Below are 26,382 nucleotides of genomic sequence, written 5' to 3'. Positions count from 1 at the left end.
AGGGATTCTGATAGACGACCCGACTGCTCACTCGCTCCACGGGACAGAATCCTGCCATGGAGCCGCTGTCGTTTTCGTCCAAGACGGCCGCCGCGGCCGCGATCTAGCGTGGAGCCGGCAGCTTGGCCAGCATGAGGAGACGGCACAATGCGTGACCTGGTCTACACCGGTTTCATGTCGCTCGACGGCGTGGTGGACTCGCCTGGCGGCGGGCCGGGGGAGGGGCACCGCAGCGGCGGGTGGGTGTTCAAGGACCTCGAGTTCGTTCCGGAAGCCTGGTCGCTGAAGGGGGAGGAACTCGCCGGCACCACGGCGCTGATGTTCGGCCGCCGCAGCTACGAGGCGTTCGCGGCGGTCTGGCCCGGCTCGGAGGACCACGCCGACTATCGGGAACTGCCCAAGTACGTGGTGTCGTCCACGCTCTCCGACGACGCCCTCGTCGACGGGTGGGGGCCGACCACGATCCTGCGCTCGACCGCGGACGTCGCCGCGCTCAAGGAGGGCGAGGGCGGGGCCATCTTCATTCACGGGAGCGCGGAGCTGGCTCGGCGGCTGTCCGACGCGGGCCTGATCGACCAGTACAACCTGCTCGTCTTCCCGGTGCTGCTCGGTGCCGGGAAGAGCCTGTTCGGCCGGGCCGACCGGGACAAGCACATGCTGACGCTGCGGGAGTCGGAGAGCTACCCGAACGGGATTCTGAAGCTGGTTTATGCCGTCAAGCGCTGATCGAGGTCGAGGGCGATCGCGCCGCCGCCGCCCTCGCGCAGTTGCCCGGCGGTGCGTCCGACGTACGAGCGCAATGCCCGGGCGAGGTGCGGCTCGTCGAAGTAGCCGAGTTTGGCAACGACGTCGGCGGCCGTATCGCCGGCCGCGAGCCGCTGCGCCGCCGTGCGGGCGCGCTCGATCTGCCGGACGGCGCCCTGCGTCAGTCCGGTCGCGGCACGGAACCGGCGTTCGATCGTGCGTCCCGAGACGGCCGGGTGGTGACCCCGCAGCACCTCGGCCGGGAGCAGGTCACGAACCACGGTCCCGTCCCGGACGAGCCTTTCGACCAGCGCCTCGGCGTCGTCCGGGGCGGGGATCTCCCGAGGTCATCGTCGTGACCTGCTCGCTGGTGCACGTCCACACCGTGTCGACCCACGGCGAATCCGATCCGCGCGTCTCGAACCGGAGTCCCACGGGGCGAAGGATACGTTGCTTCCTAATCCTGCAGGGGTGTGCGGCGGGGGCGGACGATGCGGTGGGTGATGCGCCAGCCGGCCGGGGTTCTCCGGACCGTGTCGTCGTAGGTGACGCTGCCGGCTGTGCCGTCGGCCATGACGCCGAGACCTTTGGAGAGGGCGTGGACCGTGCCGTCCCCGGTCTCCTCGAGGACGATGTTGGTGACGTGGTGGGCGACCGGCTGGGAGTCGAGCCGGGCGTAGGCGGCCTCGCGGGCGCCGGCGAGACCGATCTGCACGCCGGCGCCGAAGGCGCTCACGTCGTAGACCACGTCGTCGGTGAACAGGGACGCGGCGCTCTCGAAGTCACCGCGGTCCATCAGGTGGCCGTGCCAATTGATGAGGTCGGAGATGGCGAACCGGTCGTCGGCGGTCAGGGCCACGGGGTTCCTCCCGATCGGAAGGTCGATGTCCAATGTAAGACGCACCGTTGCTCATGTACCGGTCGCCGCCGCTCGAAGGGAATCATCATGTCCGACGCCTTTCACCAGCGCCTGCACCACCGGACGCCTGGTGACCTGGTCTCCGACACCGCGCAGACCGCCGGCATGCAGCGTAAGGAGGCGATCAGCGGCCGGACCGTCGGTGCCCGGAACCTCTGGATGGGACAGACGCACGTGCCGGCGTCGACCGCCTCGGCCAATCATCATCACGGCGAGTCGGAGACGGCGATCTACGTGGTTTCCGGTCATCCGACCTTCGTCTTCCTCGACACCGACGGCGAGGAGCCGGTCGAGAGGCGCATCGAGGCAGGCCCGGGTGACTATGTGTTCGTCCCGCCGTTCGTGCCGCACCGCGAGGAGAACCGGGACCCCGACGGCGAGGCGGTCGTGGTCATCGCCCGGACCACCCAGGAGGCGATCGTCGTCAACCTGGACAGCCTTGCCCCGCCGGAGAATCGCTAGCCGCCGCAGAGGACGACGAGGCAGCTGTCCACGCGCACGTCGTCGATGACCGGGCCCCAGCCGACCGGCCGGGTGGTGCTCGCGAACTCGAGGCGCAGTTGCCGGGAGAGGGCGACCACGTAGAAGGTCCGGGTGGTGAACCCCATCCGGCTCAACGAGGTCAGCCTCGTGTCGGAGGTGAACCGGTGGACGGGCCGGCCGTTGACGCGTACCTCGCCGGTCTTGATCAGCGGCGCCGCGGCCGGGTTGCCGGCCAGGGCGAAGGTGATGCGGTACGTGGTCAGCGGCCGGGTGGTGACGGTGGTGGCGACCGCGCCGTTCGCGTCGCCGTCGAGGTCGAGGCTCTGCCGGCCCTCGGGGGTCTGCCACAGGCCGGCGGTGGAGAGGTCGACGTTTCCGGCGGTCACGGTCCACGGGCCGATGTGTGAGCCGGCGGGGAGGCGCTGGAGCTGGCCGCTCACCTTCGGGGACTCGAAGCCGTCGTGGAAGACCGGACCCGCGGCCGAGGCCGGGGCGGGCAGCACGAGGGTGGCCGCCAGTCCGGCGGTCAGGAACGGCTTCACAGGGAGTCCTCGGGCAGTCGGATCATCGGCATGAGATTAGCGGCTTTTGTCGGAATGGCCGAGCGTTGCCGAGCGGGCGCGCCGCGAGAAAGCTGAGTAGGCTACCGGTGAGTAGCAAAATCAGGGAGGCAACGATGGAACGACGCGTCGGCGTGCTCGGGGGCAACCGGATTCCCTTCGCCCGATCCAACGGGCGCTACACCCAGGCCTCCAACCACGACATGCTGACCGCCGCCCTGGACGGCCTGATCGCGCGGTTCGGGCTGGCCGGCCGGCAGATGGGCGAGGTCGTGGCCGGTGCGGTGCTCAAGCACTCCCGCGACTTCAACCTCACCCGCGAGGTCGTCCTCGGCTCGCGCCTCGACCCGCGCACCCCGGCCTACGACATCCAGCAGGCCTGCGGCACCGGGCTCGAAGCGGCGATCCTGGTCGCCAACAAGATCGCGCTGGGCCAGATCGAGGCCGGCATCGCCGGTGGAACGGACACGACCTCGGACGCTCCGCTGCAGGTGAACGAGGAGATGCGGCGTACGCTCCTGGAGCTCAACCGGGCCCGCTCGCTGGCCGACCGTCTGAAGGCGGCGGCGAAGCTGCGGCCGTGGCAGTCGTTCCAGCCGGAGATCCCGCGCAATGCCGAGCCGCGCACCGGCCTGTCGATGGGTGACCACGCCGCGATCACCGCCCGTCAGTGGGGGATCGCGCGCGAGGCGCAGGACGAACTGGCCCTCGCCTCGCACCAGCGCCTCGCCGCCGCCTACGACCGCGGGTTCTTCGACGACCTGGTCACGCCCTATCTGGGCCTGACCCGCGACCAGAATCTGCGGGCCGACACCTCGCTCGAGAAGCTGAGCACCCTGAAGACCGTCTACGGACGTGAGCAGGCCACGATGACGGCCGGTAACTCCTCGCCCCTCACCGACGGTGCCTCCACGGTGCTGCTCGCCTCCGAGGAGTGGGCGGCGGAACAGAAGATTCCCGTGCAGGCCTGGCTGGTCGACTGCGAGGTCGCGGCGGTCGACTTCGTGCACGGCGACGAGGGCCTGCTGATGGCGCCGGCCTACGCGGTGCCGCGGATGCTTGCCCGGCGCGGGCTCACCCTGCAGGATTTCGACTACTACGAGATCCACGAGGCGTTCGCGTCCCAGGTGCTGTCGACACTCAAGGCGTGGGAGTCGGCCGAATTCTGCAAGGAGCGCCTCGGCCTCGACCAGGCCCTCGGGTCGATCGACCGGGACAAACTCAACGTCAACGGATCGTCGCTGGCCGCCGGGCACCCGTTCGCCGCCACGGGTGGCCGCATCGTCGCCACGCTGGCGAAACTGCTGGCCGAAAAGGGCCAGGGGCGCGGCCTGATCTCGATCTGCGCGGCCGGCGGTCAGGGAGTCGTAGCGATCCTGGAACGCTGAGCCGAGCGCTGGGCCGAGCGCTGGGCCGAGCGCTGGGCCGAACTCTGGAACGCGCGCCGGTAGTCGTGCGGGTTCGTCCCGACGACCCGCTTGAACCGGTCGCGGAACGCGGTCGGCGAACCGAACCCGACCTGGCCGCCGATCCGGTCCACCGGGTGCGTCGTGGTCTCGAGCAGGTGCTGCGCCCGGCGGATGCGCGCCCGGTGCAGCCACTGCAGCGGGGTCGTGCCGGTCTGCTCGCGGAACCGCCGGTTGAGCGTGCGCGTGCTCATCCCGGCCCGGGCGGCGATCTCGGCCAGCGTCAGGTCCCGGTCCGAACTTTCCTCCAGCCACACCAGCAGCGGCTCGAAGACCGATCCGCGCGGCAGCGAGGGCGCGGACGGTGCGATGAACTGCGCCTGCCCGCCCTCCCTCTCCAGCGGCATCACCGACAGCCGTGCGGCGTCGGCCGCCATCGCGGACCCGAAATCCCGCCGGATCAGGTGCAGGCACAGGTCGAGCCCGGCCGCCGCGCCGGCCGACGTCAGGAACTGGCCGTTGTCCACGTAGAGCACGTCCGGGTCGATCACGACCTCCGGATGCATCGCCCGGAAAAGCTCGGCCCCGGCCCAGTGCGTGGTCGCCCGCTTGCCGTCCAGCAGTCCGGTCGCCGCCAGAACGAACGCGCCGGCACAGATCGACGCTAGCCGGGTGCCGCGCCGCGCGGCACTGCGCAGTTGCGCCACAACCCTTTCCGGTACGCCGCGAGCCGGGTCATGGCACCCCGGGAGCACGATGGTGTCCGCATCGTCCAGGGCTTCCAGCCCGTGGGCGACCTTCACCGTGAACAGTCCGGCATCGACCTCGGGGCGGGGCGCGCACACGCGTACGTCATAGGGCCGTGACCCATCGGGTAGCCGCACCCGGGTGAAGACCTCGAGCGGCGTCGCGAGGTCGAAAGCGACGACGCCGTCGAGCGCAAGAACCGTGACCCGATGCATCCTCGGACTCTAACCGATCTCTTGGCCAGAATCCGTTAGGGTATGGCATTTCAGCCACTTCCTCGGTGGTTCGGCCCCTTCTAGCCTCATGATCCGTGACAAAAGTCCTTCTCTCGCTCCACGTGCTGGCCGCGATCGTCGCCATCGGACCGGTCACCGTGGCCGCCAGCATGTTCCCGGCCGCGCTGCGCCGCTCCGACCGCCCGGCGATGGCGACCCTCCACCGCATCTGCCGGGTCTACGCCGCGCTCGGCATCCTGGTGCCGGTCCTCGGGCTGGCGACCGCCGGCGCCATGGGCGTGCTCGGCTCGGCCTGGCTGCTGACCTCGCTGTTCCTGACCATCGGCGCCGCGGTCGTCCTCGGCTTCCTGGTGCTCCCGGCTCAGGCCGCCGCGCTGGCCGCGCCCGCGGAGTCGCTGCCGGCCCGGCTGGGGATGACCGCCGGTCTGTTCAACCTGATGTGGGCGGTCGTCGTCGTGCTGATGGTCGTCCGCCCCGGCTCGACGACGGGGGCGTGAGGACCGTGCTGCTGCGCATCGCCGCCCGGGTCGAGGCCGCATCGCTGGTGATCCTGCTGGCCAACCTCGCGACCGTTCACATTCCATGGATAGCAACCCTCGTCGGCCCGCTCCACGGCTGCGCCTACCTGCTCGTGATCGGCACGGTCCTGCAGACCACCCGCCTTCGCTGCGCGCGGTGGCTCTCGCTGGTGCCGGGAATCGGCGGACTGCTGGCCGAGCGGAGCATCCGCCCCCGGGCGCGGCTATCCGAACACTGACCAGCACACCTCGTTGCGGAGGCGCTGATCGTCGAGGACCAGCTCACGGATCTCCGCCGGCAGCCGGGACCGCTGCCAGTCCCGCTCCCGGCGGCCGGCCTCGTCGCCGCCGGCCGCGCGGGCCGCGCGGATCGCGTACGCCGCGGCGCCCAGGTCGTGCGCCGCCACGTGCGGCACCGCGCCGGCCTGCCCGGCCGAGTGAGCCGCCTCTCTGGCGGGGCCGGTGACCTCCCGCGCGGCGGCGTTCGCGGCGAAGGCGGCATCGCGGGCCTTCATCATCTTTACCTCGCCCCGCACCCAGCCCCGGGCCATCTCGACCGCGGTGCGGGGCCGGTCGTCATCCGGCCGGACCTGCTCGAAGAAGGCGAGCACGTGCTCGGTGCACTCGGCCGCCCAGAGGGCCATCAGCTGATGGTCGTGATCCGACAGCGTGCCACCCCGCCGGACCGTCACCAGCCGCAGATCGCGCTCCTTGCTGAAGATCACCGCTGCCCCCTCCCGCCGGTCGCGAGCCAGTCTTCCAGGTGCCCGTCCACCTAGCCCAGCAGCTCCCAGCGCCGCCGTCCCTGCACGCCACGCCGCATGCATCGCACCAGCGTGCGCACGCTGATGCCGCCCACCGGAGCGGACAAAGCGGCGTCGTCCGTTGCGCGGCGGGGCGGCAGGACCAGCGAGAGCCGCGACCGTGGAGGCTCCAGCATGGACAGGCGGGCGTCGATGAAGTCGGCGATCAGCCGGCCGGGTCGCGATCGACGGTCAGGGGGCGCCGACCTGTTCGAGGCGTGCGCGGTTCGGCAGGCGGCGGGTCGGTGGGCGGGTGGCCCAGGAGATCAGGGTCAACGCGAGGAACGCGGCCGGGGCGACGGTGTTCGACGGGGACTGGTGCATCGCCACGTGCGAGGCGATGGCTCCGACGAGGTTGATGGTGATGCCCGCGTACGCCCACTCCTTGAGGCGCGGCAGTGCCGGGACCACGATGATGACCGCGGCGATCAGCTTCGCCGTGCCCATGATCGTGGCGAGGTAGGGCGGGTAGCCGAGGTCGATCATCACCGGGTAGAAGGGTGGCGTGCGGAGCAGGTCGGCGAGGCCGCCGCCGGCGCATTCGGCGGTGATCAGGGCGGTGGTGGTCCAGTAGAGGCGGGTCATGGGACCCTCCGATCAAAGCGGCTATCGACACGCTACCGTTTCGATAGGGGGTGGGCAATGCCGATCACGAGGGGTGCGGGCGCCCGGCGGCGGGTGCTCGACGCCGCGCTGGAGGTGCTCGGCGCCGACGGCCTGGCCGGGTTCACCATTCAGGCCGTGGCGCGCCGGGCCGGTGCCAGCAAGGCGACGCTCTATCGGCACTGGCCGACGACCGGGGCGCTGCTGGTCGACGCGATGGACGCGACGTTCCGGCCCTTTCCGGTCCCCGACTCGGGCAGCGTCACCGAAGACGTCCGTGAGCTGCTGAACGCCTTCGTCGCCCTGTTGAAGAACACCCCGTTCCCGCGGCTGATGGCCGCCTTCATCGACGCCGCCGAACGGGAACCGGCCCTGGGCGAGATGCACGCCGACCTGACCCGGCGGCGCCGCGAACCGCTGCTGGCCGTCCTCGACCGTGCCCAGCGCCGCGGTGAACTGTCCGACCGTCTCGACCTCGAACTGACCACCGACCTGCTGACCGCGCCGTTGTTCTACCGGCGTTTCGTCGCTCACCACCCGATCCCGCCGGCTCTGGTCGACGACGTGATCGGCCAGATTCTGGGCCCGCACCGGGTCGGCTGACACCGGTTCCGGTACCGGTACCGATGTCCTTTCGGGCAGTTCCGGTTCCGGAACCGAAGCGAGATGTCCGTACCGGTGGAGATTGGCCGCATCCGATGCGCGGGCGCACCTTGACATGGCCACCTCTCTATTGCTTTCTGTGATCCGGATCGTTGCATCCCTGTTACGGAAAGGCTTTCCGCATGTCGAAAATAGTCCGGCGCCCCCGTCGCCGGCTGCTCGCCATCGGCCTTGCGGTCGTCACCGTCGGCGCGCTCACCGCGACGACCGGAACGGCCGCCTCAGCAGCACCGGCGACACACCAGGCACCGGCTCCTAACCTGGGCGCCAACGTCACGATCTTCGACCCGAGCATGCCGGTCGCCGACATCCAGGCCAAGCTGGACGCGACGTACGCCAAGCAGGTCGACAACGAGATGGGCACCGAGCGCTACGCGTTCCTGTTCAAGCCCGGCACCTACGGCACCGACGACCACCCGCTGCAGATCAAGGTCGGCTACTACACCGAGATCTCCGGCCTCGGCGCGTCGCCCGACGACGTGGTGATCAACGGCAAGATCGAGGTCTACAACCGCTGCCTCGACAACAACGGCACCAGCAACTGCCTCGCGCTGGTCAACTTCTGGCGGACCACGTCCAACCTGTCGCTGCACGTCAACGGCAAGGGCCAGGACGGCTGCCGGGCCGGCGCCAACTTCTACGCGGTCTCTCAGGCCTCGTCGCTGCGCCGCGTCGACATCAGCGGCGGCGGCCTGACCTTCATGGACTACTGCACCGCCGGCCCGCAGTACGCCAGCGGCGGCTTCGTGGCCGACTCCAAGCTGCCCGCCACCACCAACGGCTCGCAGCAGCAGTGGCTCACCCGCAACAGCACGGTCGCCAGCTGGTCCAACGCGGTCTGGAACCAGGTCTTCTCGGGTGTGCAGGGCGCGCCCAGCGAGAGCGACTTCCCGAAGACGCCGTACACGACGTTGCCGACCACCCCGGTCAGCCGCGAGAAGCCCTACCTGTACGTGGACGACAAGGGCGCCTGGAACGTGCGGGTGCCCAGCGCCCAGCGCAACTCCTCCGGCGTCAGCTGGGCCAACGGCATCACCCCGGGCAAGAGCCTGTCGCTGAGCAGCTTCTACGTCGCGAAGCCGTCCGACCCGGACTGGCTGATCGAGGCGAACCTGCTGCTCGGCAAGAACCTCCTGCTCACGCCGGGCGTCTACAACATCGGTCACTCGCTGGACGTGCTCTGGCCCAACCAGGTCGTGCTCGGCATCGGCCAGGCCACGCTCACCTCGGTGAACGGCGCCACCCCGCTCAAGGTCGGCAACACGCAGGGCGCGATCGTGGCCGGCGTGACCATCGACGCGGGCACCAAGGCGTCGGCCAACCTGCTGCAGGTCGGCACCAAGGGCGGGTTCGATCTGACCTCGAAGAGCAACCCGACGCTGCTGGCCGACGTGTACTTCCGGGTCGGTGGACCGCACATCGGCAAGGTGGCCGGGGCGGCCCTCGAGGTCAACAGCAACAACGTGATCATCGACCACACCTGGGTGTGGCGGGCCGACCACGGCAACGAGGGCTTCGTCGGCGGGGACCCGCAGGGCGACGCCCAGCGGTGGGTGACCAACACCGCGCCTTACGGCGCGATCATCAATGGCGACAACGTGACCGCGACCGGCCTGTTCGTCGAGCACTTCCAGAAGTACAACACCACCTGGAACGGCAACAACGGCACGACGATCTTCTATCAGAACGAGCTGCCGTACGACCCGCCGACGCAGGCCGACTGGACGAACGGCAAGACGCTCGGCTACGCCGGCTACAAGGTGGGCGACAAGGTCAAGACCCATAACCTGTACGGCGCGGGCGTCTACGTCTTCAACCAGCTCAACCCGTCGATCCACACGGCGAACGGCTTCGAGGTCCCGACGCGTCCGGGCGTCAAGCTGCACCACATCATGACGGTGAACCTGTCCGCGGGCACGATCGACCACGTGGTCGACGGCGTCGGCGGCCCGGCCTCCGTCGAGGCGGGCGTGGGCGTGCCGGTCTTCGTGACCGACTACCCGACCCCGTAGCCCGACCTGTAACGAAGTGCGGCCGGGGCCTCGGACGAGGCCCCGGCCTTTTCAGGCAGCCGCTGCGGTGACCGATGACATCAGGAACGCCTCGAACTCGGTAGCCGGCAGCGGCTTGCTGATGTAGTAGCCCTGCACCGCCGGGCAGTCGGCGGAACGCAGCGTGTTCCAGTCTTCCTCCTCCTCGACGCCCTCGGCGGTCACCGACATCCCGAGCGACCGGGCCAGCCACAGCACCGCCGAGATGATCGACGACTTGCGCGGGTCGGTGGCCAGGCCGGCCACGAACGACCGGTCCAGCTTCACGACATCGGCCGGCACCGACTGGAGCCAGGTCAGCGAGCTGTACCCGGTGCCGAAGTCGTCGAGCGCGATCCGCATCCCGAGCGCCTTGATCATCCGCAGGCGGTCCTGTACGTCGACCGCGGACGAGAGCAGCGCGGTCTCGGTGATCTCGAGGACGAGCCGGGACGGGTCGAGGTCCGGGTACCCGGCGAGCAGTTCGGCCACCATCGGCACGAAGCCGGGTTCGGCCAGCTGGCGGGGGCTCACGTTGACCGACACGTACCCGAGCGCGTCGCCCCACTCCATCAGGTGGGCCAACGCGCGCCGCAGTACGTGTTCGCCCAGGGCCACCACGAGCCCGGTCTCCTCGGCCGCCGCGATGAAGTGGCCGGGGGCGAGGATCTCGCCCTCCGGCGTACGCATACGGACCAGGGCCTCGGCACCGACGATCCGCCGGTCGGCGGTCGACACCACGGGCTGGAACCATACCGGCAGCGTCTCGATCGTGTCGCCGGCGAGCGCCTCGCGCAGGCGCGCCTCGGCGACGACCCGCCGCCGTACGCTCACCCGCATCTCGTCGTTGAACACCTCGACCCGGCTGCCGCCGGAGCGCTTGGCCGCGTACATCGCGGTGTCGGCCGCGAGCACGGCCTCCTCGGCCTGGCCGGCGCCGCGGGCGACGGTGAGCCCGATGCTGACCGCGACCTGCATCCGGCTGCCGGCGATGTCCATCGGCTCGGCGAACGCGGACACCAGCGCCTCGGCGACGTCCGATCCGCTCTCCAGGGCGCCGGGGAGCGCGACCACGAACTCGTCGCCGCCCGGGCGGGCGACGAGAGCGCCGTCGGGCACGGTTGCCGAGAGGCGGCTTGCGAGCGTACGCAGAACCTCGTCGCCGGCCCCGTGGCCGGACCCGTCATTGATGGTCTTGAAGCGGTCGACGTCTAGGTAGAGCAGGCAGGCCGGTCCGTGGTGCCCGGCGAGCAGCGCGGCCAGGTCCTGTTCGAATCCGGCCCGCGACAGCAGACCGGTGAGCGAGTCGTGGCGCACCTGGTGGCGCAGTTCCTCGGCGTGCCGGCGGTTGCTGGTGACGTCGAGGCAGTGCACGAAGATCAGGCGCAGCCGGCCCTCGCGGTCGTGCAGGGCCGTGCTGTGCACCTCGATCCAGATGGTGGCGCCGTCGGAGTGCCGCCGGAACCGCCTCGTCACGGTGATCGGCTCGGCGCTGCGCAGCAGCAGGTCGAAGAGGGGTTCGGCGTCCGTGTCGAGCGGGGTGATCGGCACGTCGGCGACGGTGAAGCCGGTCGGCAGGCCGCCGGTCAGGCCGAGCCAATCCCGGTAGGCCTCGTTGCTGCGCAGGACGACCCCGTCCGGGGCGATCATGGCCATCGGCACCGGCGTCTCGTCGAACGCGACGGTCAGCTGGGCGTTGCTCTCGTTGAGGTCCTCCTCGGCCCGGCGCTCCTCGTTCTCGGTCAGGCGCCAGCCGATGACCTGGAACCCCGCCGCGAGCAGTACCGCGGCGCCGTGCAGGAACGCCCACATCCAGGGGTGGACCAGCGCGCTGTGGTGGTCGTACGTGTGGTCGCCGTGCGTGACGCCGAAGATCGCGTGCTGCGTGGTGGTGGCGAGCAGGAACATGCCGAACGGGGTCCAGTCGCGGTAGAGCGCCAGGGCGGCCACCGCGATGAAGTACGAGAAGTGCGCCTCGGTGAGCCCGTTGCACATGGTCACGAAGCCGGCGCATGCGATGGTGAAGCCGAGTGCGACGAACATCGACGGCAGGCGGCGGGGGCGCAACGAGACCGCCGCGACCACGCAGCTCAGTACCGCGAGGATGGTGAGCAGCCAGTCGGTGGCCAGGGCGTGCCGGAAGACCCCGAACGCGGTCAGCAGCGGCACGGTGGCGGCGAGCAGCAGAGTCAGCAGGCGGTGGCGGCCGGCCCAGGCGTCGTCGCGCAGTCCGCCGCCGGCCGGTATCCACCCTCGTATGGCGCTCAACCTGGTCAGCACACAATGAAGATCGGCCGGGCCGGGCGGGTCGGCCAAGGATTCGCGGGAAATTCCTGCGTTGTTGTAAGACGGTTGCCGGATCCCGGCAGATCCTGTAAGAAGTTTCACAGCGCATTGACCAGCTTGAAACAATCCCCGCTTTCAAGGAGCGCCATGAGAAGACTGCGAACCGTCCTCGCCGCCTCCCTCGTCGCCGTCGGCGGCGTGGCCGTGATCGCCACCGGCACGCCCTCCGACGCTGCCGCAACGCTCAACAACAGCGATGTCACCGCCAACCTCTGGGAGTGGAACTGGACGTCGATCGCCCAGGCCTGCACCCAGCAGCTCGGGCCGGCCGGCTACGGAGCGGTGCAGGTCGCGCCGCCCGAGGAATCCATCACGCTGGCGAGCACGTCGGACGGCGCCCACCCGTGGTGGGAGGTCTACCAGCCGGTGTCGTACAACCTCACCAGCCGCATGGGCAACCGCTCGCAGTTCTCGAGCATGGTCACCGCATGTCACAACGCGGGCGTGCGCGTCTACGCCGACGCGGTCATCAACCACACCGCCGGCTCCAACAACACCGCCTCGACCGGCTACGGCGGCTCGACGTTCAGCTCCACCGGCTACAGCTATCCCGCCGTGCCGTACTCGTACGACGACTTCCACCACCCGAACGACGGCTACTGCAACGACGCCGACGGCCAGATCGACGACTGGAACAACGCGGCCGAGGTGCAGAACTGCGAGCTTTCCTCGCTCTCGGACCTGAAGACCCAGAGTTCCTCCGTACGCGCAAAGATCGCCGGCTACCTCAACAGCCTGATCGACCTGGGCGTCGACGGGTTCCGGGTCGACGCGGCCAAGCACATCCCGCAGGCCGACTTCTCGGCGATCCGGTCGCTGCTGCACAACACCACCGCCTCGGGCACAGCGCCGTACATCGCCCAGGAGATCATGCCGGGCGGCAGCGGAACGCTCGCGCCCTCGGCGTTCACGTCCAACGGTGACGTCATCGGCTTCTCCTACGCCGACGGCCTCAAGGCCCAGTTCACCAACGGCACCCTCAACAACCTCTCCGGGATCCCCGGCTGGTCGCTCGACGCGACCAGCTCTCAGACGTACGCAATGGTGGCGAACCACGACACCGAGCGCGACGGGTCGACGCTGCGTTACCAGGACGGCAGCAGGTACCTGCTGGCCAACTACTTCCTGCTCGCCTACCCGTACGGCAAGCCGGTCCTCTACGACGGCTTCACGTTCTCGACCTCGGCGACCGGGCAGACCCCGCCGTCCGACGGCAGCGGCTTCGTCAGCAACACCAGCTGCTCCACCGGCGCCTGGCAGTGCAACACCCAGTCGACCGCGATGAAGGGCATGGTCGCCTGGCACAACGCGGCCCGCTCGGTCACGACCGTCTCCGACTTCACCGCCACCAACGCCGGCGTGATCGGCTTCCACCGCGGCTCGCTGGGCTGGATCGGGCTCAACGACACCTCCTCGGCGTCGACCGCCTCCTACGCGACCGGCCTCGCCGACGGCACCTACTGCGACCGCATCACCGGCGGCGTGTCCGGCAGCAGCTGTGCGGGCACCGCGGTGACGGTCTCGGGCGGCCGGGCCACGGTCACGATCCCGGCCGGCGGTGCGGTGGCGATCGACGTGAACGCCCGCGGCACGGGGGGCGGCTCGACGTGCACCACCGTGGCGGTCAGCTTCAACGCGACGGTGACCACGGTCTTCGGCGAGAACGTCTACGTGCTGGGCAACCAGGCGGCGCTCAGCAACTGGGACACGTCCGGCGGCGTGGCGCTCTCCTCCGCCGCGTACCCGGTCTGGAAGGGCTCGGCCGTGCTGCCGGCCAACACGAACGTCGAATACAAGTACGTGAAGAAGAACGGCTCGACCGTCACCTGGGAATCCGGCGGTAACCGCACCGTCAACACCGGCAGCGCCTGCACCCTGACCCTCAACGACGCCTGGAAGTGACGCGCTTCCCCCGGACGATGACGGCTCGTGGCCGGTCGAGCCGGCTCAGATCCGTCCGGGGATCCGCGTCGAACACCACCGCGTCGGCCGGAGCACCGTCGATCAGGCCGGGCAGCCCGAGGTAGGACCGGGCCGACCAGGATGCGGCCGCGAGCGCCTGGTGCGGCGACAGGCCGGCGGCCACCAGCGCGCGGATCTCCAGGGCGATGCCACCGTGCGGCCGGGTGTCCGTGCCGGCCAGCACGGTCACCCCGGCCTCGGCGGCGGCCGCGGTCAGCCGGGCGTGAGCCCGGGCTCCGGGCACGAACCAGCTCCTGCGGGCGCGTTCCGGATCAGCGTTGATCTCGTGCAGGGCATCGGTGATCACCGACAGCGTCGGGGTCAGCGCGATGCCCTGCTCGGCCATCCGCGGCAACAGGTCCGGACTCAGGCCCATCCCGTGCTCCACGGAGTCGACGCCGGCCTCGATCGCGACCGACCCGCCGGCCGCCCGCTGGGAGTGCACGGCGAGGCGCCCGCCGGCCGCGTGCACCCGCTCGACCGCGTCCCGGAGCACCTCGACCGGCACGACCGCGCCGTCGCGACCCCAGTCGATCACCACCTTGGCCCACCCGGTGCGACCGGCCTGTTCGGCCGCCACCGCGGGCAGGTCGGCCAGTTCGGGGCGCCGGCCCCACCCGTCCATGAACTGCCCCGGCTGAGCGAGCCACGGGCCGGCGTGGACGGCTCGCGGGCTGTCGTCCGCACGGCCGAACCAGTCGGGCGGGTCACCGGCGAGACCGGGCGCCCGGATCAGCGTGACACCGGCATCCAGATGAGCCCGGAGATCGTCCCGCAGGATGCCGTCGTCCAGCGGCCGGCCGGGCATCTCGGCCCCGGGGTGGGTATGCGCATCGACCAGGCCGGGCAGGATCCAGCCCTCGGCGACCAGTTCGCTGCCGGCGACCGGATCCGACGTCCACCGATCACCGTCGGCGTAGAGATCGACCGGTTCGCCGTCCGGAAGAGCCCGGCCCCGGACGCGCAGCACTGTCACCCGACGATCTAAGCAGGCGGGCCGGCGCGGGCCGCAACCACGGCGGCCGCCAGCCGGCGGGCCGCCTCGGCCAGGTCGCGCCCGGGCAGGCGGGAGAAGCTCAGCCGGGCCCGGTCGTCGCCGCCCGAGCCGTCGACCCAGAAATGCGGCCCGGGGGTGAAGGAGACGCCGTGCCGCTCGGCGACGGGGAGGAGAAGTTGGGCGGACGTCGGCAGGCGAAGCCAGACGAACCAGCCGCCGGCCGGGGACTCGACCGGTAAGCCGTACTCGCCGAGCGCGCCGACCAGGGCGTCACGCTGGGCGGCGTACTCCTGCCGGAGCCGGGCGACGTGCCGGCCGTAGAGGCCGTCGGCACCGAACATCGCCATGGTCATCGCGGTGGTGTGGTTGACGCCGCCGCCGCTGTGCACGTAGCCGAGGCGGGAGAGCCGGTCGACCAGGTCCGGCGAGCCGGTGAGCCAGCCCAGCCGCAGGCCCGGCGCGACCGTCTTGGCGAACGAGCCCAGCCGCACCACGCCGTGCCCGCCCGCCAGTGACCACAGCGACGGCGGGGCGGGGAAGTCGTAGGCCAGGTCGCGGTAGGTGTCGTCCTCGACCACCGTCACCCGCCCGCTCCGGGCCAGGTCGGCGAGCGACCGGCGGCGCTCCGGGGGCAGGCTGCGGCCGGTCGGGTTGGCGAAGGTCGGCACCAGGTAGAGCAGGGGAGCGGTCAGGCCCAGATCGGGCAGTTCGTGCGGCAGCAGACCGTGTTCGTCGGCCGGGGCCCGCACCAGCGTGACGCCCCGGTCGGCGAGGATCGGGAACGCCAGGTGGTAGGACGGCGAATCGACGAGCACCACGTCGCCGGGGCGGGTCAGGACCTCGGTCGCCAGGGCCAGCCCGTGTGACGCCCCGGCGGTGACGAAGACCTGGTCGGGCGTGGTGTCGCCGGCCCGCTCACAGAGCCAGTCGATCAACGGCGCCGGCCCGGCCGCATTGCCGTAGGTGAGGGCCTGCCATCCGTACGCCGAAAGCGCGCGCCCGCAAGCCCGGGCCCAGCCGTCGCCCGGAAGGAGATCGGCCCGCGGATGCCCCCAGCCCAGGTCGAGCAGGGGCCGGTCCTCGAACTGGACGATGGGCACGCTGACCATCGTAGAAGTGATTCATAGGAACCTCATATCCTCCGCTTCTTGGCGCTCGCAGCAATACCGCCGATGGTTGAAGGCGTGACCATCACTGCCGCCCGGCCCGCGCTCCGGATCAAGACCGCACCGCGGTGGTACCCGGATGCGGCCGCCAGCGCGGCCGGGGTGAGCCTGCTCCTGGTGGCCGCCCTCTGGCTCAGCAACGGCGGCTGGCAGCAGCTCGCCACCGACCCGCTCGACTCGACCGGCCGCCTGACCGGGCTGTTCTCCGCCGACCTGCTCCTGCTGCAGGTGCTGCTGATGGCCCGGATCCCGGTGGCCGAGCGCGCCTTCGGCCAGGACCGGCTCGCGCGGTGGCACCGGTGGACCGGGTTCACGTCGTTCTGGCTGATGGTCGCCCACATCGTGCTGATCACCCTGGGCTACGCGGCCGGCCGCAACGCGTTCGGCGAACTCTGGGACCTGATCCTTGACTACCCGGGGATGCTGCTGGCGACCGGCGGCACGATCGCGCTGATCATGGTCGTGGTCACCTCGATCAGGAGAGCCCGCCGCCGGCTGCGTTACGAGTCATGGCACCTGCTGCACCTCTACGCCTACCTGGGCGTCGGCCTCGCCCTGCCGCATCAGCTGTGGACCGGCAGCGACTTCCTGGCCTCGCCGGCCGCGACGGTCTACTGGTGGACGCTGTGGGCGGTGGCCGCCGCGGCGGTCCTCGGCTACCGGGTCGGGATGCCGTTGTGGCGCAACCTTCGGCATGGTCTGACGGTCGACAACGTCGTCCACGAGGGCGCCGGCCTGACGTCCATCTATCTGCGGGGCCGCCGGCTGGACCGCCTGCCGGTTCGGGCCGGCCAGTTCTTCCAGTGGCGTTTCCTCGACGGACCGGGCTGGACGCGTTCGCATCCGTACTCGCTGTCCGCGACCCCGCACGGCCACCTCCTGCGGATCACCGTGAAGGACCTCGGCGACGGGAGCTCCCGCGTCGCCGGGCTGCGGCCCGGCGTCCGGGCACTCATCGAAGGGCCGTACGGGGTGATGACCGGCGATTCCTGCACCGGTGGGCCGGTGGTGATGCTGGCCTGCGGGATCGGCATCACGCCGTTGCTCGCGTTGCTCGGCGAACTCCCGTACGCGCCGGGCCAGGCCACCCTGGTCTATCGCGCCCGGTCCGAGTCGGAGATCGCGTTCCGCGACGAACTGGAATGGTTCGCCCACCAGCGCGGCGTGCAGATCATCCATCTACTCGGCGGCCGCGCGTCCCGCCCGTCGTGGCTGCCCGCCCAGTACGCCGACCACGCCGACGCCGACGCGCTGAAGCAGGTCGCACCGCAGGTCGCCCAGGCGCACGTCTACGTGTGCGGGCCGGAGGCCTGGACCGCCGCCGCCGGTGCGGCCGCACGCGCCGCGGGCGTCCCCGACGAGCGTCTCCACACCGAACAGTTCTCCTGGTAGAAGGTCTGACCTGATGCGACGTATCACCCTCTGGCTGTTTTCCACCGTGGCCGCGGTCGTGCTGCTCTTCAGCTACCGCACCAGTACCGGCGGCGGCGCGGCCCCCGCGGTCGCGGCCGTAGCCCCGGCCACCCCGGCCACCTCGCCCACGGCAGGCACCTCGGGCGGCGACGGCAGTTCGGGCGGCTCGGCCACCGGCGGGAGCGACAACTCCGGCGCGACGCCGTCGCCGAGCGCCAGTGCCGGCGCTCAGAGCAGCGGCAGCAGCAAGGCGGCGAAGACCTACACCGGCTCGACGGCCGGCACCCGCTGGGGCGACGTGCAGGTCACCATCACGGTCGCCAACGGCAAGATCACCGACGTGCAGGTGCCGGTCTATCCGAACGGCAACGGCCGCGACCAGGAGATCAACGCCTTCGCCCTGCCGCAGCTCACGCAGGAGACCCTCCAGGCCCAGAGCGCCGACATCCAGACCGTCTCCGGCGCCACCGTCACCAGCGACGGCTATCTGCAGTCACTCCAGTCCGCGCTGGACGCCGCGGGCCTCTAGACGCCGCGAACCGGTCGAGGGCCGCCGCGCAGGCCTCGGCGGCGTACCCGTGGCCCCAGGCCCCGGGCCGGAACAGGTAACCCAGATCGACCTCCGGCCGGCCGCGACCGGGAGGCCCGAGGTCACGCCGCTCGAGCATCACCGCACCGATCATCGTTCCGCCGAGGTCGACGACGAAGACGCCGGGGCGGCGTCCGGGAACCTCGGGCATGCGATCGAGTTCGTCCGGCGGCCGCGGACCACCGAGGTAGGTGTTCACCTCCGGCGAGGCGGACAGCTCGACGAATGCCGCCCGGTCGCGCGCCTCCGACTCGCGCAGCACGAGACGTCCGGTCCGGATCGGGTCGGGCGGCCAACTGACAGACATCAGCGCACATTAATCGGCCGCCGCAAGGTGCAGGGCGCCCCGGAGCAGAGCCAGCGCCTGCGGTGCCGCCGTCGCCTCATCGAGCGGGTGCGCCGGGTCGGAGAGCATCAGGCTGGCCGTGACCAGCGAGCCGTCGGACGCCTGGGCCAGATAGTTGAGGGTCAGCACACCCGGTTCGGAGCCGCCCTTGAACCAGACCGTCGGGAAGCCGGCGGCCGGCATGCCGATGCCGCCGTCGTTGCGGGTCATCGCGGTGCCGACCTGCGGATCGTGGAAGGCCCAGAGGCCGGCCATCGCGCGGCACATGTCGAGCGGCGAGCCGAACCACTCCAGCTCGTCGATCATGCGGGGCTGGGCCCAGGCGCCGAGCGAGGTGAGCGGCACCCGGTCGAGAGCGGTCAGGGCCGGGCCGCGCAGGCGCGGCGACATGGCCGCGTACGCGGTGGCCACCAGCGGATAATGCCAGCTCCGCAGCACGAACAGTTCCCGCGTCGTGAGCACCGGGGCGTTGCCGGTCGCATGGTTGCCGAACAGCCCGAACTGCTCGCCGACGCGATCGCGCCCGACCTCGTGCAGCAGATGGTCGGCGGCCGTGTTGTCGCTGATCGAGATCATGTAGTCGGCGTACTGGGCCAGCGTGTAGACCTTGCCGTCCGGCTGATCCTGCAGCACGCCCGAGGGCAGCGATTTCCACGCCGGGTTCAGCGCCAGCGGTGTGTTCCACGACAGGTTGCCCGCGCCGATCGTGCGGGCGAGGGCTCCCAGCACGTACAGCTTGAAGGCCGAGCCGAGCGGCCGGGCCGTGCCCGGATCGACGCCGTGCACGAGCCTGCACCCGGAGGCGGTGACGCGGGCGGCGGCGAAGGAAACCCGGGGCGCGAGTTTCTTGAGCGCGGAGTCAAGTTGCGCCCACGAGGTGGGCGCCGGAAGGTACGGGGTGAGCGTGAACCCGGAAAGCAGCCCGCCGGCGTCGACGACCAGAGTGGCGAGCAGCCCGCCGGCCGAGGCCGCGGTGACCACCCGGCGCAACGTGTCCGCCGTCCGCGACACGACCGGCCCCGCCGTGAACGCCCCCAACGGCTGCACGACCTTGTTGAACCCGTCCGCCCCGCCGACCGCGGCCAGCATCGTGGCGTCCAGATGCTGCCCGAGTTCGGAGTCGGTGGCCGGAAGCCGGGACGTGACGTCGACCAACCAGGCGAACTGACTGTCGGCCGTGGCCACCGGCGCGGCCGGCGCCGGTGCCGGGGCCAGACCGAGTACCAGCGCGGCGACCGCGCCGGACGTGATGATGCGGCGGAACATGGGAACCCCCTCAGGCCGGGCGGATGAACGGGCCCGCAACCGTCCCTTCACGACGGAAGCTGACCTGGGCCACGGCCGTGCCGGCCTCGAAGTGCATCAGGACGTCGACCACGGTCAGGTCGCCGGCCGCGTGGGCGACCGGCTCACCGAAGCGTTCGAACGCGCCCACACTGCCGACGACCATCGCCCACACCGAGGCCAGCCGCTCGGTGTCGAGCTCACGCCGCATGATCTCGTCGAAGTCTTCACGCACCCGCTCGAACCGGGCCGCCGCGTACTCGCTGAGCAACGCCAGCGCGCGGTCGGCGGCGTCCGGCAGGCCGGCGGTCATCGCCTGCCCCGTACGCGGGTCGACCGGCTTGCCGAACCGCTGGAACGCAGCCTGCCGGGTGGTGCCCACGACCTCTCCGATCTCCTGCCACGTGCGGCCCTCGGCGCGGGCCCGCTCGACCGCGGCGCGCAGAAGGTCCTGGGCCTCGAGCACCTGCCGGTGCGCGGCCCCTACCTCCCCGAGCGTCCCGCCGGGCGCCGCCGATGTCAAGTCATCCTTGACAGCCGACCGCTGTCGGCGGGCCGCGCTCCGGCAGGTCGAATTGCAATACTCCTGGTGGCGGCCTACCCCCTCGCGGGGAGGGAGAGGTCGGCCACAGTAGCGACACCGCATAGCACGTAATCCTAATACGTGCGGCACGAAACGCCCAGCACGAATCCTCGACGACACCCTTGTGTTGCCGGAGTGGGCAAAGTCGGATGCCCGAGTCGCTCAAACCGCCGGGAGATTCTTTACAACCTGATCCGGCGGGACCGCGTCGAAGAGGCAGAGGGCGACCAACGAGGGCAGGTAACCGGATGGCGGGCGGGTCGGACAGTGAATACCTGGCATACGTCAATGGGCGGGTCACGGCGCTGCGGCGCACCGCCTACCTGTTGTGCGGCGACGCGCACGAGGCGGACGACATCGTGCAGGAGACGCTCACCAAGCTTTACGTACGGTGGCCGCGCCGGCACAGCGTCGACAACCTCGACGCCTACGTGAACACCATGCTGGTTCGGAACTTCGTCGACGGGCGCCGGCGCGGTTGGTGGAAGGTCGCGCTGACCAGCCACGTACCGGACCGTGCGGGGGCGGCCGAGCAGCCGATGGAGGAGCGTTCGGTGGTTCGCGCCGCCCTGGCCGAGCTGCCGCCGCGGCAGCAGGCCGTTCTGGTGCTGCGGTTCCTGTGCGATCAGCCGGTCCGCGAGGTGGCGGAGCTCCTCAACTGCTCCGAGGGCACGGTGAAGAGCCAGACCTCGGTCGGCCTCACGCACTTGAGGAAATTGCTCGGAGCCGACGCCGCCGGGCTGATTGCTACCCGTCCCGCGATGCGGGGCGCGCGATGAAGGGTGGGAACAGCATGACCGACAACGACCGAGAGGTTCACCTCTTGGAGTCGCTGCGCACCGAACCGGTCGCGCCGTCCAGGATCAACGTGCAGCGGGCGATGGCCGAGGGGCTGCGCCGCCGTCGCGTACGGCAGTGGTCGCGCACCGCGGCGATCGCCGCGGTGACCGTGGCCGCGGCCGTCGGGGGAACGGTTGCGGTGCGGGCGGCGGGCGCCAAGCCCGGGCCGCGGACCCCCGCCGCGTCGGTTCCGAAGCCGGCCGAGCCGAAGGACTGCACGATTCACCGGCTGCCCACCGGCGGGTTCAGCAAGGCGATCGTCACCGCCGGTGACGCGAGCGGGCACTACCTTGCCGGCCGCGTCTACCCACCCGGCCGCCATCCGAAGACGGTGGTCTGGAAGGACAGCCGGCTGCAGGCGGGCAACACGGTGCCGGGCGAGGACGCCGACATCTACGCCATCAACAGCACGGGCGTCGGGGTCGGTTCGTCGTACGCCGGCGACAACGAGTACCCGTACGTCGTCGAGAACGGCACCGCGACCCGGCTGAAGGGCGGCACCGGCTCGGCGGTGGGCATCAACGACGACGGCGTCATCATCGGCGGGCTCGGCAAGGACGGGGAGACGGCACCGGTCCGCTGGTCGCCCGCCGGCGCGGAACCCACGAGGTTGCCGCTGCCGTCGGGTGCCACCGGCGGCAAGGTCGTGGCCATCGGCGACGACGGCACCCTGGTGGGCAGCGTCGAGTTCAGCAAGAACCAGAAGGGCTACCTGTGGAACCCTGACGGCACCGGCCGCATCCTGCCGCCGGCCACGGTCAACGGCCAGACCGGCGAGTTCACGCCGTCCTCGATGAGTGCGGGCACGGCGTACGGAACCGTGTCGATCAATCTGCCCGGCGGCGGCGAACGCGTCACGTCGGTGCGCCTCCGCATCGCCTCGAACACCTACGAGAGCCTGCCGGTCAGCGCGGGCGACTCGGCGTTCGGCGCGACGAACGGCTGGGTCCTCGGCACGGACGCGGAAATGGGCCCCACGGCGTCCGCCCTCGTTCCGGTCATCGCCGTCGGCGGCCACACGGTGAAGCTGCCGCTGGACCACGACGCACACCACTACCTCGTGAGGAGCTTCAGCGCGGACGGCCACACCGCCGGCGGCTACAGCTCCGACAGCAGCTACCAGGAGAACGCGCCGGTGCTGAACCGGGCCTTCATGTGGACATGCCACTGACCGGTTGCCCCTGCCGGTCAGGACGGAGGAGGCGACGTGCCGGCCCGGCACGTCGCCTCCTCCATGTACGGCTCAGATCTCGCCGGTTCCCGCCGCGGGGGCATGAGGATTCCGCCATTCCTCGGGAAGTCGTTGCCCGGGCCCCGGCTGTATCCGGAGATGGCAGTCCCGTCCAGCGACTTCGCCCCGCCTGCTGTGCTCGAGTTCTGCTGCCCGGCGGTGACCACGACCGGTGCGGCTGTGCCGCCCAGGCTCGGCGCGCCGGCACCGGCGGGCACCTTCGCGGCGTGGATGTACACGTACGGGTCGCCGTTGGACAGGTTGCTGTCGACGTTGCGCTCCACGCGAGGTAGGTGTCGCTGGTGGCCTACTCCGGCCAGACCACGGCGGGGCCGGTGAGGTCGGCGGCGCTCAGTGCGCTGGGTTTGGCCGGCAGGTGAGCCCGTACCAGTTCGATCTGGCCGTTGCCGCTCTGACCGCCGTCGCCGAAGAAGAACCGGGTGTAGGAGACGGCCGCGGTACGCGTCGTCGGGTCGTACGCGAGCCACTCCTTGTCCGGCTGCGCGAGGTCCGGCGGCGGGTTCTCCGGGTCGTTGATCAGGCCGGGACCTGGTTGTTCGCGCCCACCGTGGCCACCTCGACGGCGGCCTCCAGCAGCTGCGGAGCCTTCGTGCACGCTCGACGGGCCGCGGGGCTTGCCGCCGGGTCTGTCCGGTGCGAGGGTCATCGATGTCTCAACGTCGACGCCCGGGGAGTGAGCATGCGCTCGATTCCATTCGTCGCCGGATCCGCCGGCCTTGCCGCCGCGCTGGTCCTGACCCTGAGCCCGCCGGTCAGCGCGGCCCGGCCCAGCCACGCCGCCGTCCTGGCGCTGAGCCAGGCGTCCCGCCAGGACGTACCGGCCGCGCCCGGCTCCGAGCCGGACACCCTGGTCGAGCCGGACGCCGCGGTGTCGCCCCGCGATCCCCGCGTCGCCGTGGTCGTCGCGCACGACGGCCGGTACTCCGACGGGGGTGCGGTCGGCATCACCCACGCCTGGACCCGCGACGGTGGCCGCAGCTGGCGGCACGCGCCGGTGCCGTACCTCACGACCGCGGCCGGGGGAGCCTGGGACCGCGCATCCGACCCGGTCCTCGGCTTCGGTCCGGCCGGCGACCTCTATCTCTCCACCATCGCGTTCAACAGCAGCGCGACCGACTGCCGCAGCGTGGTGCTGGTGTCCCGGTCCACTGACGGCGGTGCCACCTTCGGCCGCCCGTCGGTCGCACAGTCCACCGACGACTGCGAGGTCTTCAACGACAAGAACTGGCTCGCCGTCGACACCGGCGCCCGCTCGCCGCACCGGGGACGGGTCTACCAATTCTGGAGCTACTTCGTCGGCGACTTCGCCCAGCAGCGGGTGCGCTGGTCCGACGACCACGGCCGGACCTGGAGCGCCGCCGTGGTGATCACGCCCGGCGACCAGGAAGAGACGCAGGACTCGCAGGCCCTGATCCGGCCCGACGGCACGATCACCGATCTCTACCTCGACTACACCGGCACCGACCGGAGGCCGGACCGGGAACGGGAAGGTGCCGACCTGCGGGCCGCGGTGACGGCCACCGAGCCGGGCGTGCCGCTGCGGGCCCGCACCTCGTACGACGGCGGCCGTACCTGGTCGGGGGCGGTCACCGTGACCTCCGACGTGGGCGGGGACGTGCCCGACGTACGCTGCTGCCTGCCCTCGGCGGTGGTGGACCCGGCCACCGGCCTTTTGCACGCGGTGTGGTCGTCCACCGACCTGTCCGTGCTGCGGATCTCGTCCTCGAGCGACGGCGTGCACTGGAGCGCGCCGGTCACCGTAGACACCGAACGTACGGCCACCTCCCAGGTGATCAACGCCGACGTGGCGGCGTACGGCGGGAAGGTCCTCGTCTCCTACGGCCTGCGAGACACCTCGGTCGCCGCCGGCCGGTACGTGTGGCAGCGGGCCGCCGTGTCGCACGACGGCGCGCGTACGTTCCCCGACCAGCTCCGGCTGGGGCCGCCCTCCGACCTGCAGTACGCCGCGCAGGCGGGCGCCGCCTTCCCGGGCGACTACATCGGCACCGCGGCCGCGCCCGGCCGGTTCTACGCGGCCTGGGCGTTCTCCTCGCCGCCGCCCGGCGGCGGCACCTACCACCAGGTCGTCCTGGCCGCCGCGATCCGGCCGTAAACGCGAACCACCCCGGGAGGCGCCGCTGGACACGGCTCCTCCCGGGTAAGCGGCCCGGATGGCCGGAGTAGTTCCCACCGCCGGAGCGGACCACCGCAGCGCTCGCGGCGCGAGTAGCGCCTGTTGCAAGGATCTCGCGGATTGCGAACCGGCTTCCGCGTTCGGCCGGAGCTTCCTACTCCGACGATGCAGGATCTCGGAAGAACACGTAAGAACACCTGGCACGGCCTGCAGTTGGTGCTACCGAGGGGCGAGCAAGAGGTGAATGAGCCGAGACTTCGGATCAAGATCGGTGCCGACGAGCGGAGTAGCTTTACCGCGATGTTCGAGCCCAGACGCATGACCTATGTCCTTGAGGCTGGCACACATTCATGTACGCCAGTGCCGGGGCACTCCGTACCGAAGAGTTAGGCCGGTCGAAGCGTTACCCTGCGTCTCACTTGGATCGTTGCCGGTGCCACCCGCACAGGAGCAGAAGCCTGCCGTGTCGCTGAACCTTCGCACCTCCGCCCGCGCCATCATCCTCGACGAGAATGATCGCGTCCTGCTATGCCGATTCGTCTTCCCCCATCCGGCGGTGCCGAACGGAGCACAGGTCGTCTGGGCTGCCCCAGGTGGCGGCATAGAACGAGGCGAGGACGGGCTGTCCGCGCTTCGCCGCGAGCTGCGAGAGGAAACCGGCTTGGTCACCGCCATCGATCCGCCGCACGTCTGGCATCAAGTAGTGGTTACCGCGGATCATGCGCCCGGCTTCGACGGCATAGTCAACGACTACTTCCTCATCCGCTCTACCCACTTCCAGCCGCGAGGCGAGTTCACCGATGACCAACTCGCCGCTGAGCACATCGCCGCCTTTCGATGGTGGCAGCTTTCTGAAATCACAAATTACACCGGACCTGACCTGTTTTCGCCCCGTGACCTTGCCACGCCTCTGACCGACCTACTCGCGTTCGGAGTACCCGCCGAACCGGTCACACTCGGCTTATGAAGATCAGTGACCCGCTGCGCGCAAGGCGCTGCAGGCAGCCGTCGACAATACCGATCTTCTGCTTGACCTTCTGGGTTCAGTCGATCTTTAGCAAGGCGGGCATCGACGCGCAGTGCGGGAGAGCCGGACAAGCGCTTGACGGAGTCGGTATCCGGGTCTGATCGTCGCGAACCACGGTGCGTTCGACCTCGAAGTCGGCGGGTCCAAGTGGTGGCGATCGACGAGCATGTCGCATCTCCTAGGCCGACGGCGTCGTCGCTGAAGATCACCGCGTGGGTGTCGAAACGGAACGGACGCTGGCGTCGCCGAGTTCTCGGATGCGGTCGGTGGGTTCCAGCGGCGGAACGACACCGTCCCGCCGCGGCGAGGCCCGCAGGGGACGGGCCGCGTGTCAGTCGGTGGGTTCCTCGTCGATGCTCAGCGGGGAGGCGCCGGGCTTGGCGATCTGGGCGATGGCCTCGTTCAGCTCATCCTCGGCGTATTCGCCCTCGGGCAGCCGGTCGAGCACGGCCATGTCGTCGGACGGCAACCCGGCCGCGACCGCCCGGCGGTAGATCTCGTCCCGGTCGATCCGCTCCTGTGCGGCGTAAAGCTCGTCGACCAGCTCGGGAAGTGCCTCGGTAGTCGCCATGATCCTCTCCTCCAGCGTGCTCGCAGCCCCTGTTGTGCTGACTGATCTTGCTTACCCGGCCCGCCGCCGTTCATGTCACCCTTGCGGCTGAAGACACCATCGGTGCCGCGGCTCGGTCACTCCTCGAAGGACTCCAGCAAGGGCTCCGGCGTCCCCTGCG

The 26,382-nt window shown here is 70.6% G+C and carries 28 protein-coding genes and 2 pseudogenes; 15 read left to right on the top strand and 15 right to left on the bottom strand.

The features are described from left to right. Nucleotides 1-147 precede the first annotated feature (147 nt). Nucleotides 148-726, top strand: a complete 579-nt coding sequence (locus tag ACIA5C_RS10330) for a dihydrofolate reductase family protein (protein ID WP_396053014.1) — start codon at nt 148-150, stop codon at nt 724-726. Here ACIA5C_RS10330 and ACIA5C_RS10325 read toward each other — a convergent pair. Then, nucleotides 708-1,085: pseudogene (locus tag ACIA5C_RS10325) on the bottom strand (helix-turn-helix domain-containing protein); the annotation flags it as partial. The gene ACIA5C_RS10330 and the pseudogene ACIA5C_RS10325 sit on opposite strands and share 19 nt — an antisense overlap. 116 nt (nt 1,086-1,201) lie before the next feature. Continuing rightward, nucleotides 1,202-1,603 (bottom strand): nuclear transport factor 2 family protein, encoded by a 402-nt coding sequence (locus tag ACIA5C_RS10320; RefSeq protein WP_396053013.1) that lies wholly within the window; start codon nt 1,601-1,603, stop codon nt 1,202-1,204. 87 nt (nt 1,604-1,690) lie between these two features. On the opposite strand from ACIA5C_RS10320, the gene ACIA5C_RS10315 reads away from it, so the two are divergent. Continuing rightward, a complete protein-coding gene (locus ACIA5C_RS10315) occupies nt 1,691-2,125 on the top strand; it encodes a cupin domain-containing protein (protein WP_396053012.1) in 435 nt (144 codons plus the stop codon). Here the strand turns inward: ACIA5C_RS10315 and ACIA5C_RS10310 are convergent. Then, nucleotides 2,122-2,688 carry a DUF642 domain-containing protein gene (locus ACIA5C_RS10310; protein ID WP_396053011.1) on the bottom strand — a complete coding sequence of 189 codons (567 nt, stop codon included), beginning with the start codon at nt 2,686-2,688 and terminating at the stop codon, nt 2,122-2,124. The two genes, ACIA5C_RS10315 and ACIA5C_RS10310, sit on opposite strands and share 4 nt — an antisense overlap. Before the next feature lie 134 nt (nt 2,689-2,822). Here ACIA5C_RS10310 and ACIA5C_RS10305 point away from each other — a divergent pair, with 134 nt between their 5' ends. Next, nucleotides 2,823-4,094: an acetyl-CoA C-acetyltransferase gene (locus ACIA5C_RS10305; RefSeq protein ID WP_396053010.1), complete on the top strand. Its 1,272-nt coding sequence runs from the start codon at nt 2,823-2,825 to the stop codon at nt 4,092-4,094. On the opposite strand, the gene ACIA5C_RS10300 is transcribed toward ACIA5C_RS10305, so the two are convergent. Then, nucleotides 4,064-5,074, bottom strand: a complete 1,011-nt coding sequence (locus ACIA5C_RS10300; RefSeq protein ID WP_396053009.1) for a GlxA family transcriptional regulator — start codon at nt 5,072-5,074, stop codon at nt 4,064-4,066. The two genes, ACIA5C_RS10305 and ACIA5C_RS10300, sit on opposite strands and share 31 nt — an antisense overlap. A gap of 95 nt (nt 5,075-5,169) precedes the next feature. Between ACIA5C_RS10300 and ACIA5C_RS10295 the strand changes: the two genes are divergently transcribed. Continuing rightward, nucleotides 5,170-5,592: a hypothetical protein gene (locus ACIA5C_RS10295; RefSeq protein WP_396053008.1), complete on the top strand. Its 423-nt coding sequence runs from the start codon at nt 5,170-5,172 to the stop codon at nt 5,590-5,592. Continuing rightward, nucleotides 5,589-5,852: a DUF3817 domain-containing protein gene (locus tag ACIA5C_RS10290; RefSeq protein WP_396053007.1), complete on the top strand. Its 264-nt coding sequence runs from the start codon at nt 5,589-5,591 to the stop codon at nt 5,850-5,852. Before ACIA5C_RS10295 ends, ACIA5C_RS10290 begins: the two co-directional genes overlap by 4 nt. On the opposite strand, the gene ACIA5C_RS10285 is transcribed toward ACIA5C_RS10290, so the two are convergent. Next, nucleotides 5,838-6,338 (bottom strand): putative immunity protein, encoded by a 501-nt coding sequence (locus ACIA5C_RS10285; protein WP_396053006.1) that lies wholly within the window; start codon nt 6,336-6,338, stop codon nt 5,838-5,840. The genes ACIA5C_RS10290 and ACIA5C_RS10285 overlap by 15 nt on opposite strands. Nucleotides 6,339-6,608: 270 nt before the next feature. Then, the gene (locus ACIA5C_RS10280; RefSeq protein ID WP_396053005.1) at nt 6,609-7,001 is read right to left on the bottom strand and encodes a DoxX family protein; all 393 of its coding nucleotides are present in this window, start codon (nt 6,999-7,001) and stop codon (nt 6,609-6,611) included. Nucleotides 7,002-7,058: 57 nt separating this feature from the next. Here ACIA5C_RS10280 and ACIA5C_RS10275 point away from each other — a divergent pair, with 57 nt between their 5' ends. After that, nucleotides 7,059-7,622, top strand: a complete 564-nt coding sequence (locus ACIA5C_RS10275) for a TetR/AcrR family transcriptional regulator (RefSeq protein ID WP_396053004.1) — start codon at nt 7,059-7,061, stop codon at nt 7,620-7,622. A gap of 182 nt (nt 7,623-7,804) precedes the next feature. Continuing rightward, on the top strand, nt 7,805-9,694 hold the full coding sequence (locus ACIA5C_RS10270) for an adenylyl cyclase (protein ID WP_396053003.1): 1,890 nt from the start codon (nt 7,805-7,807) through the stop codon (nt 9,692-9,694). A 51-nt stretch (nt 9,695-9,745) separates the two neighbouring features. On the opposite strand, the gene ACIA5C_RS10265 is transcribed toward ACIA5C_RS10270, so the two are convergent. Then, nucleotides 9,746-11,980: a putative bifunctional diguanylate cyclase/phosphodiesterase gene (locus tag ACIA5C_RS10265; protein WP_396053002.1), complete on the bottom strand. Its 2,235-nt coding sequence runs from the start codon at nt 11,978-11,980 to the stop codon at nt 9,746-9,748. Between the two features lie 126 nt (nt 11,981-12,106). Here ACIA5C_RS10265 and ACIA5C_RS10260 point away from each other — a divergent pair, with 126 nt between their 5' ends. Next, complete coding sequence (locus tag ACIA5C_RS10260; protein WP_396053001.1) at nt 12,107-13,960, top strand: carbohydrate-binding module family 20 domain-containing protein; 1,854 nt, start codon at nt 12,107-12,109, stop codon at nt 13,958-13,960. On the opposite strand, the gene ACIA5C_RS10255 is transcribed toward ACIA5C_RS10260, so the two are convergent. Both ACIA5C_RS10255 and ACIA5C_RS10250 read right to left on the bottom strand, forming a co-directional pair. Further along, nucleotides 13,941-14,996 (bottom strand): amidohydrolase family protein, encoded by a 1,056-nt coding sequence (locus ACIA5C_RS10255; protein ID WP_396053000.1) that lies wholly within the window; start codon nt 14,994-14,996, stop codon nt 13,941-13,943. The two genes, ACIA5C_RS10260 and ACIA5C_RS10255, sit on opposite strands and share 20 nt — an antisense overlap. Nucleotides 14,997-15,004: 8 nt before the next feature. Continuing rightward, nucleotides 15,005-16,117, bottom strand: coding sequence for a PLP-dependent aminotransferase family protein (locus ACIA5C_RS10250; protein WP_396052999.1), 1,113 nt, complete (start codon nt 16,115-16,117; stop codon nt 15,005-15,007). Between the two features lie 84 nt (nt 16,118-16,201). Between ACIA5C_RS10250 and ACIA5C_RS10245 the strand changes: the two genes are divergently transcribed. Together ACIA5C_RS10245 and ACIA5C_RS10240 are read left to right on the top strand one after the other, a co-directional pair. After that, nucleotides 16,202-17,575 carry a ferric reductase-like transmembrane domain-containing protein gene (locus ACIA5C_RS10245; RefSeq protein ID WP_396052998.1) on the top strand — a complete coding sequence of 458 codons (1,374 nt, stop codon included), beginning with the start codon at nt 16,202-16,204 and terminating at the stop codon, nt 17,573-17,575. A 13-nt stretch (nt 17,576-17,588) separates the two neighbouring features. Continuing rightward, complete coding sequence (locus ACIA5C_RS10240; protein ID WP_396052997.1) at nt 17,589-18,125, top strand: FMN-binding protein; 537 nt, start codon at nt 17,589-17,591, stop codon at nt 18,123-18,125. On the opposite strand, the gene ACIA5C_RS10235 is transcribed toward ACIA5C_RS10240, so the two are convergent. The 3 genes from ACIA5C_RS10235 to ACIA5C_RS10225 are packed head-to-tail and all read right to left on the bottom strand — an operon-like array spanning nt 18,067 to nt 20,338. Further along, on the bottom strand, nt 18,067-18,492 hold the full coding sequence (locus ACIA5C_RS10235) for a GNAT family N-acetyltransferase (RefSeq protein ID WP_396052996.1): 426 nt from the start codon (nt 18,490-18,492) through the stop codon (nt 18,067-18,069). The two genes, ACIA5C_RS10240 and ACIA5C_RS10235, sit on opposite strands and share 59 nt — an antisense overlap. A gap of 9 nt (nt 18,493-18,501) precedes the next feature. Further along, entirely contained in the window at nt 18,502-19,797 is a 1,296-nt protein-coding gene (locus ACIA5C_RS10230; RefSeq protein WP_396052995.1) for a serine hydrolase, read from the bottom strand. A 10-nt stretch (nt 19,798-19,807) separates the two neighbouring features. Continuing rightward, nucleotides 19,808-20,338, bottom strand: a complete 531-nt coding sequence (locus tag ACIA5C_RS10225; protein ID WP_396052994.1) for a DUF3887 domain-containing protein — start codon at nt 20,336-20,338, stop codon at nt 19,808-19,810. 308 nt (nt 20,339-20,646) lie between these two features. Between ACIA5C_RS10225 and ACIA5C_RS10220 the strand changes: the two genes are divergently transcribed. Both ACIA5C_RS10220 and ACIA5C_RS10215 read left to right on the top strand, forming a co-directional pair. Continuing rightward, nucleotides 20,647-21,177: a SigE family RNA polymerase sigma factor gene (locus ACIA5C_RS10220; RefSeq protein WP_396052993.1), complete on the top strand. Its 531-nt coding sequence runs from the start codon at nt 20,647-20,649 to the stop codon at nt 21,175-21,177. Nucleotides 21,178-21,191: 14 nt separating this feature from the next. Then, complete coding sequence (locus tag ACIA5C_RS10215; protein ID WP_396052992.1) at nt 21,192-22,409, top strand: hypothetical protein; 1,218 nt, start codon at nt 21,192-21,194, stop codon at nt 22,407-22,409. 17 nt (nt 22,410-22,426) lie between these two features. Here ACIA5C_RS10215 and ACIA5C_RS10210 read toward each other — a convergent pair whose 3' ends face one another. Next, on the bottom strand, nt 22,427-22,753 hold the full coding sequence (locus ACIA5C_RS10210; protein WP_396052991.1) for a hypothetical protein: 327 nt from the start codon (nt 22,751-22,753) through the stop codon (nt 22,427-22,429). 23 nt (nt 22,754-22,776) lie between these two features. Next, nucleotides 22,777-23,136: a hypothetical protein gene (locus ACIA5C_RS10205; RefSeq protein ID WP_396052990.1), complete on the bottom strand. Its 360-nt coding sequence runs from the start codon at nt 23,134-23,136 to the stop codon at nt 22,777-22,779. Between the two features lie 33 nt (nt 23,137-23,169). Between ACIA5C_RS10205 and ACIA5C_RS10200 the strand changes: the two genes are divergently transcribed. From ACIA5C_RS10200 to ACIA5C_RS10190, 3 genes and pseudogenes are all read left to right on the top strand, one after another. Continuing rightward, on the top strand, nt 23,170-24,603 hold the full coding sequence (locus tag ACIA5C_RS10200) for a sialidase family protein (protein ID WP_396052989.1): 1,434 nt from the start codon (nt 23,170-23,172) through the stop codon (nt 24,601-24,603). Nucleotides 24,604-25,087: 484 nt separating this feature from the next. Continuing rightward, nucleotides 25,088-25,591 carry an NUDIX hydrolase gene (locus ACIA5C_RS10195; protein WP_396052988.1) on the top strand — a complete coding sequence of 168 codons (504 nt, stop codon included), beginning with the start codon at nt 25,088-25,090 and terminating at the stop codon, nt 25,589-25,591. Nucleotides 25,592-25,613: 22 nt separating this feature from the next. Further along, nucleotides 25,614-25,682: pseudogene (locus ACIA5C_RS10190) on the top strand (hypothetical protein); the annotation flags it as partial. A 300-nt stretch (nt 25,683-25,982) separates the two neighbouring features. Here the strand turns inward: ACIA5C_RS10190 and ACIA5C_RS10185 are convergent. Beyond that, complete coding sequence (locus ACIA5C_RS10185; protein ID WP_396052987.1) at nt 25,983-26,222, bottom strand: hypothetical protein; 240 nt, start codon at nt 26,220-26,222, stop codon at nt 25,983-25,985. Nucleotides 26,223-26,382: the final 160 nt, after the last annotated feature.

It is taken from the genome of Actinoplanes sp. NPDC051343 (assembly GCF_044455125.1).
Classification (GTDB): domain Bacteria; phylum Actinomycetota; class Actinomycetes; order Mycobacteriales; family Micromonosporaceae; genus Actinoplanes.
The sequence above is the reverse complement of the archived record's forward strand: the minus strand, read 5'-3'. Positions and strand labels throughout refer to the sequence as shown.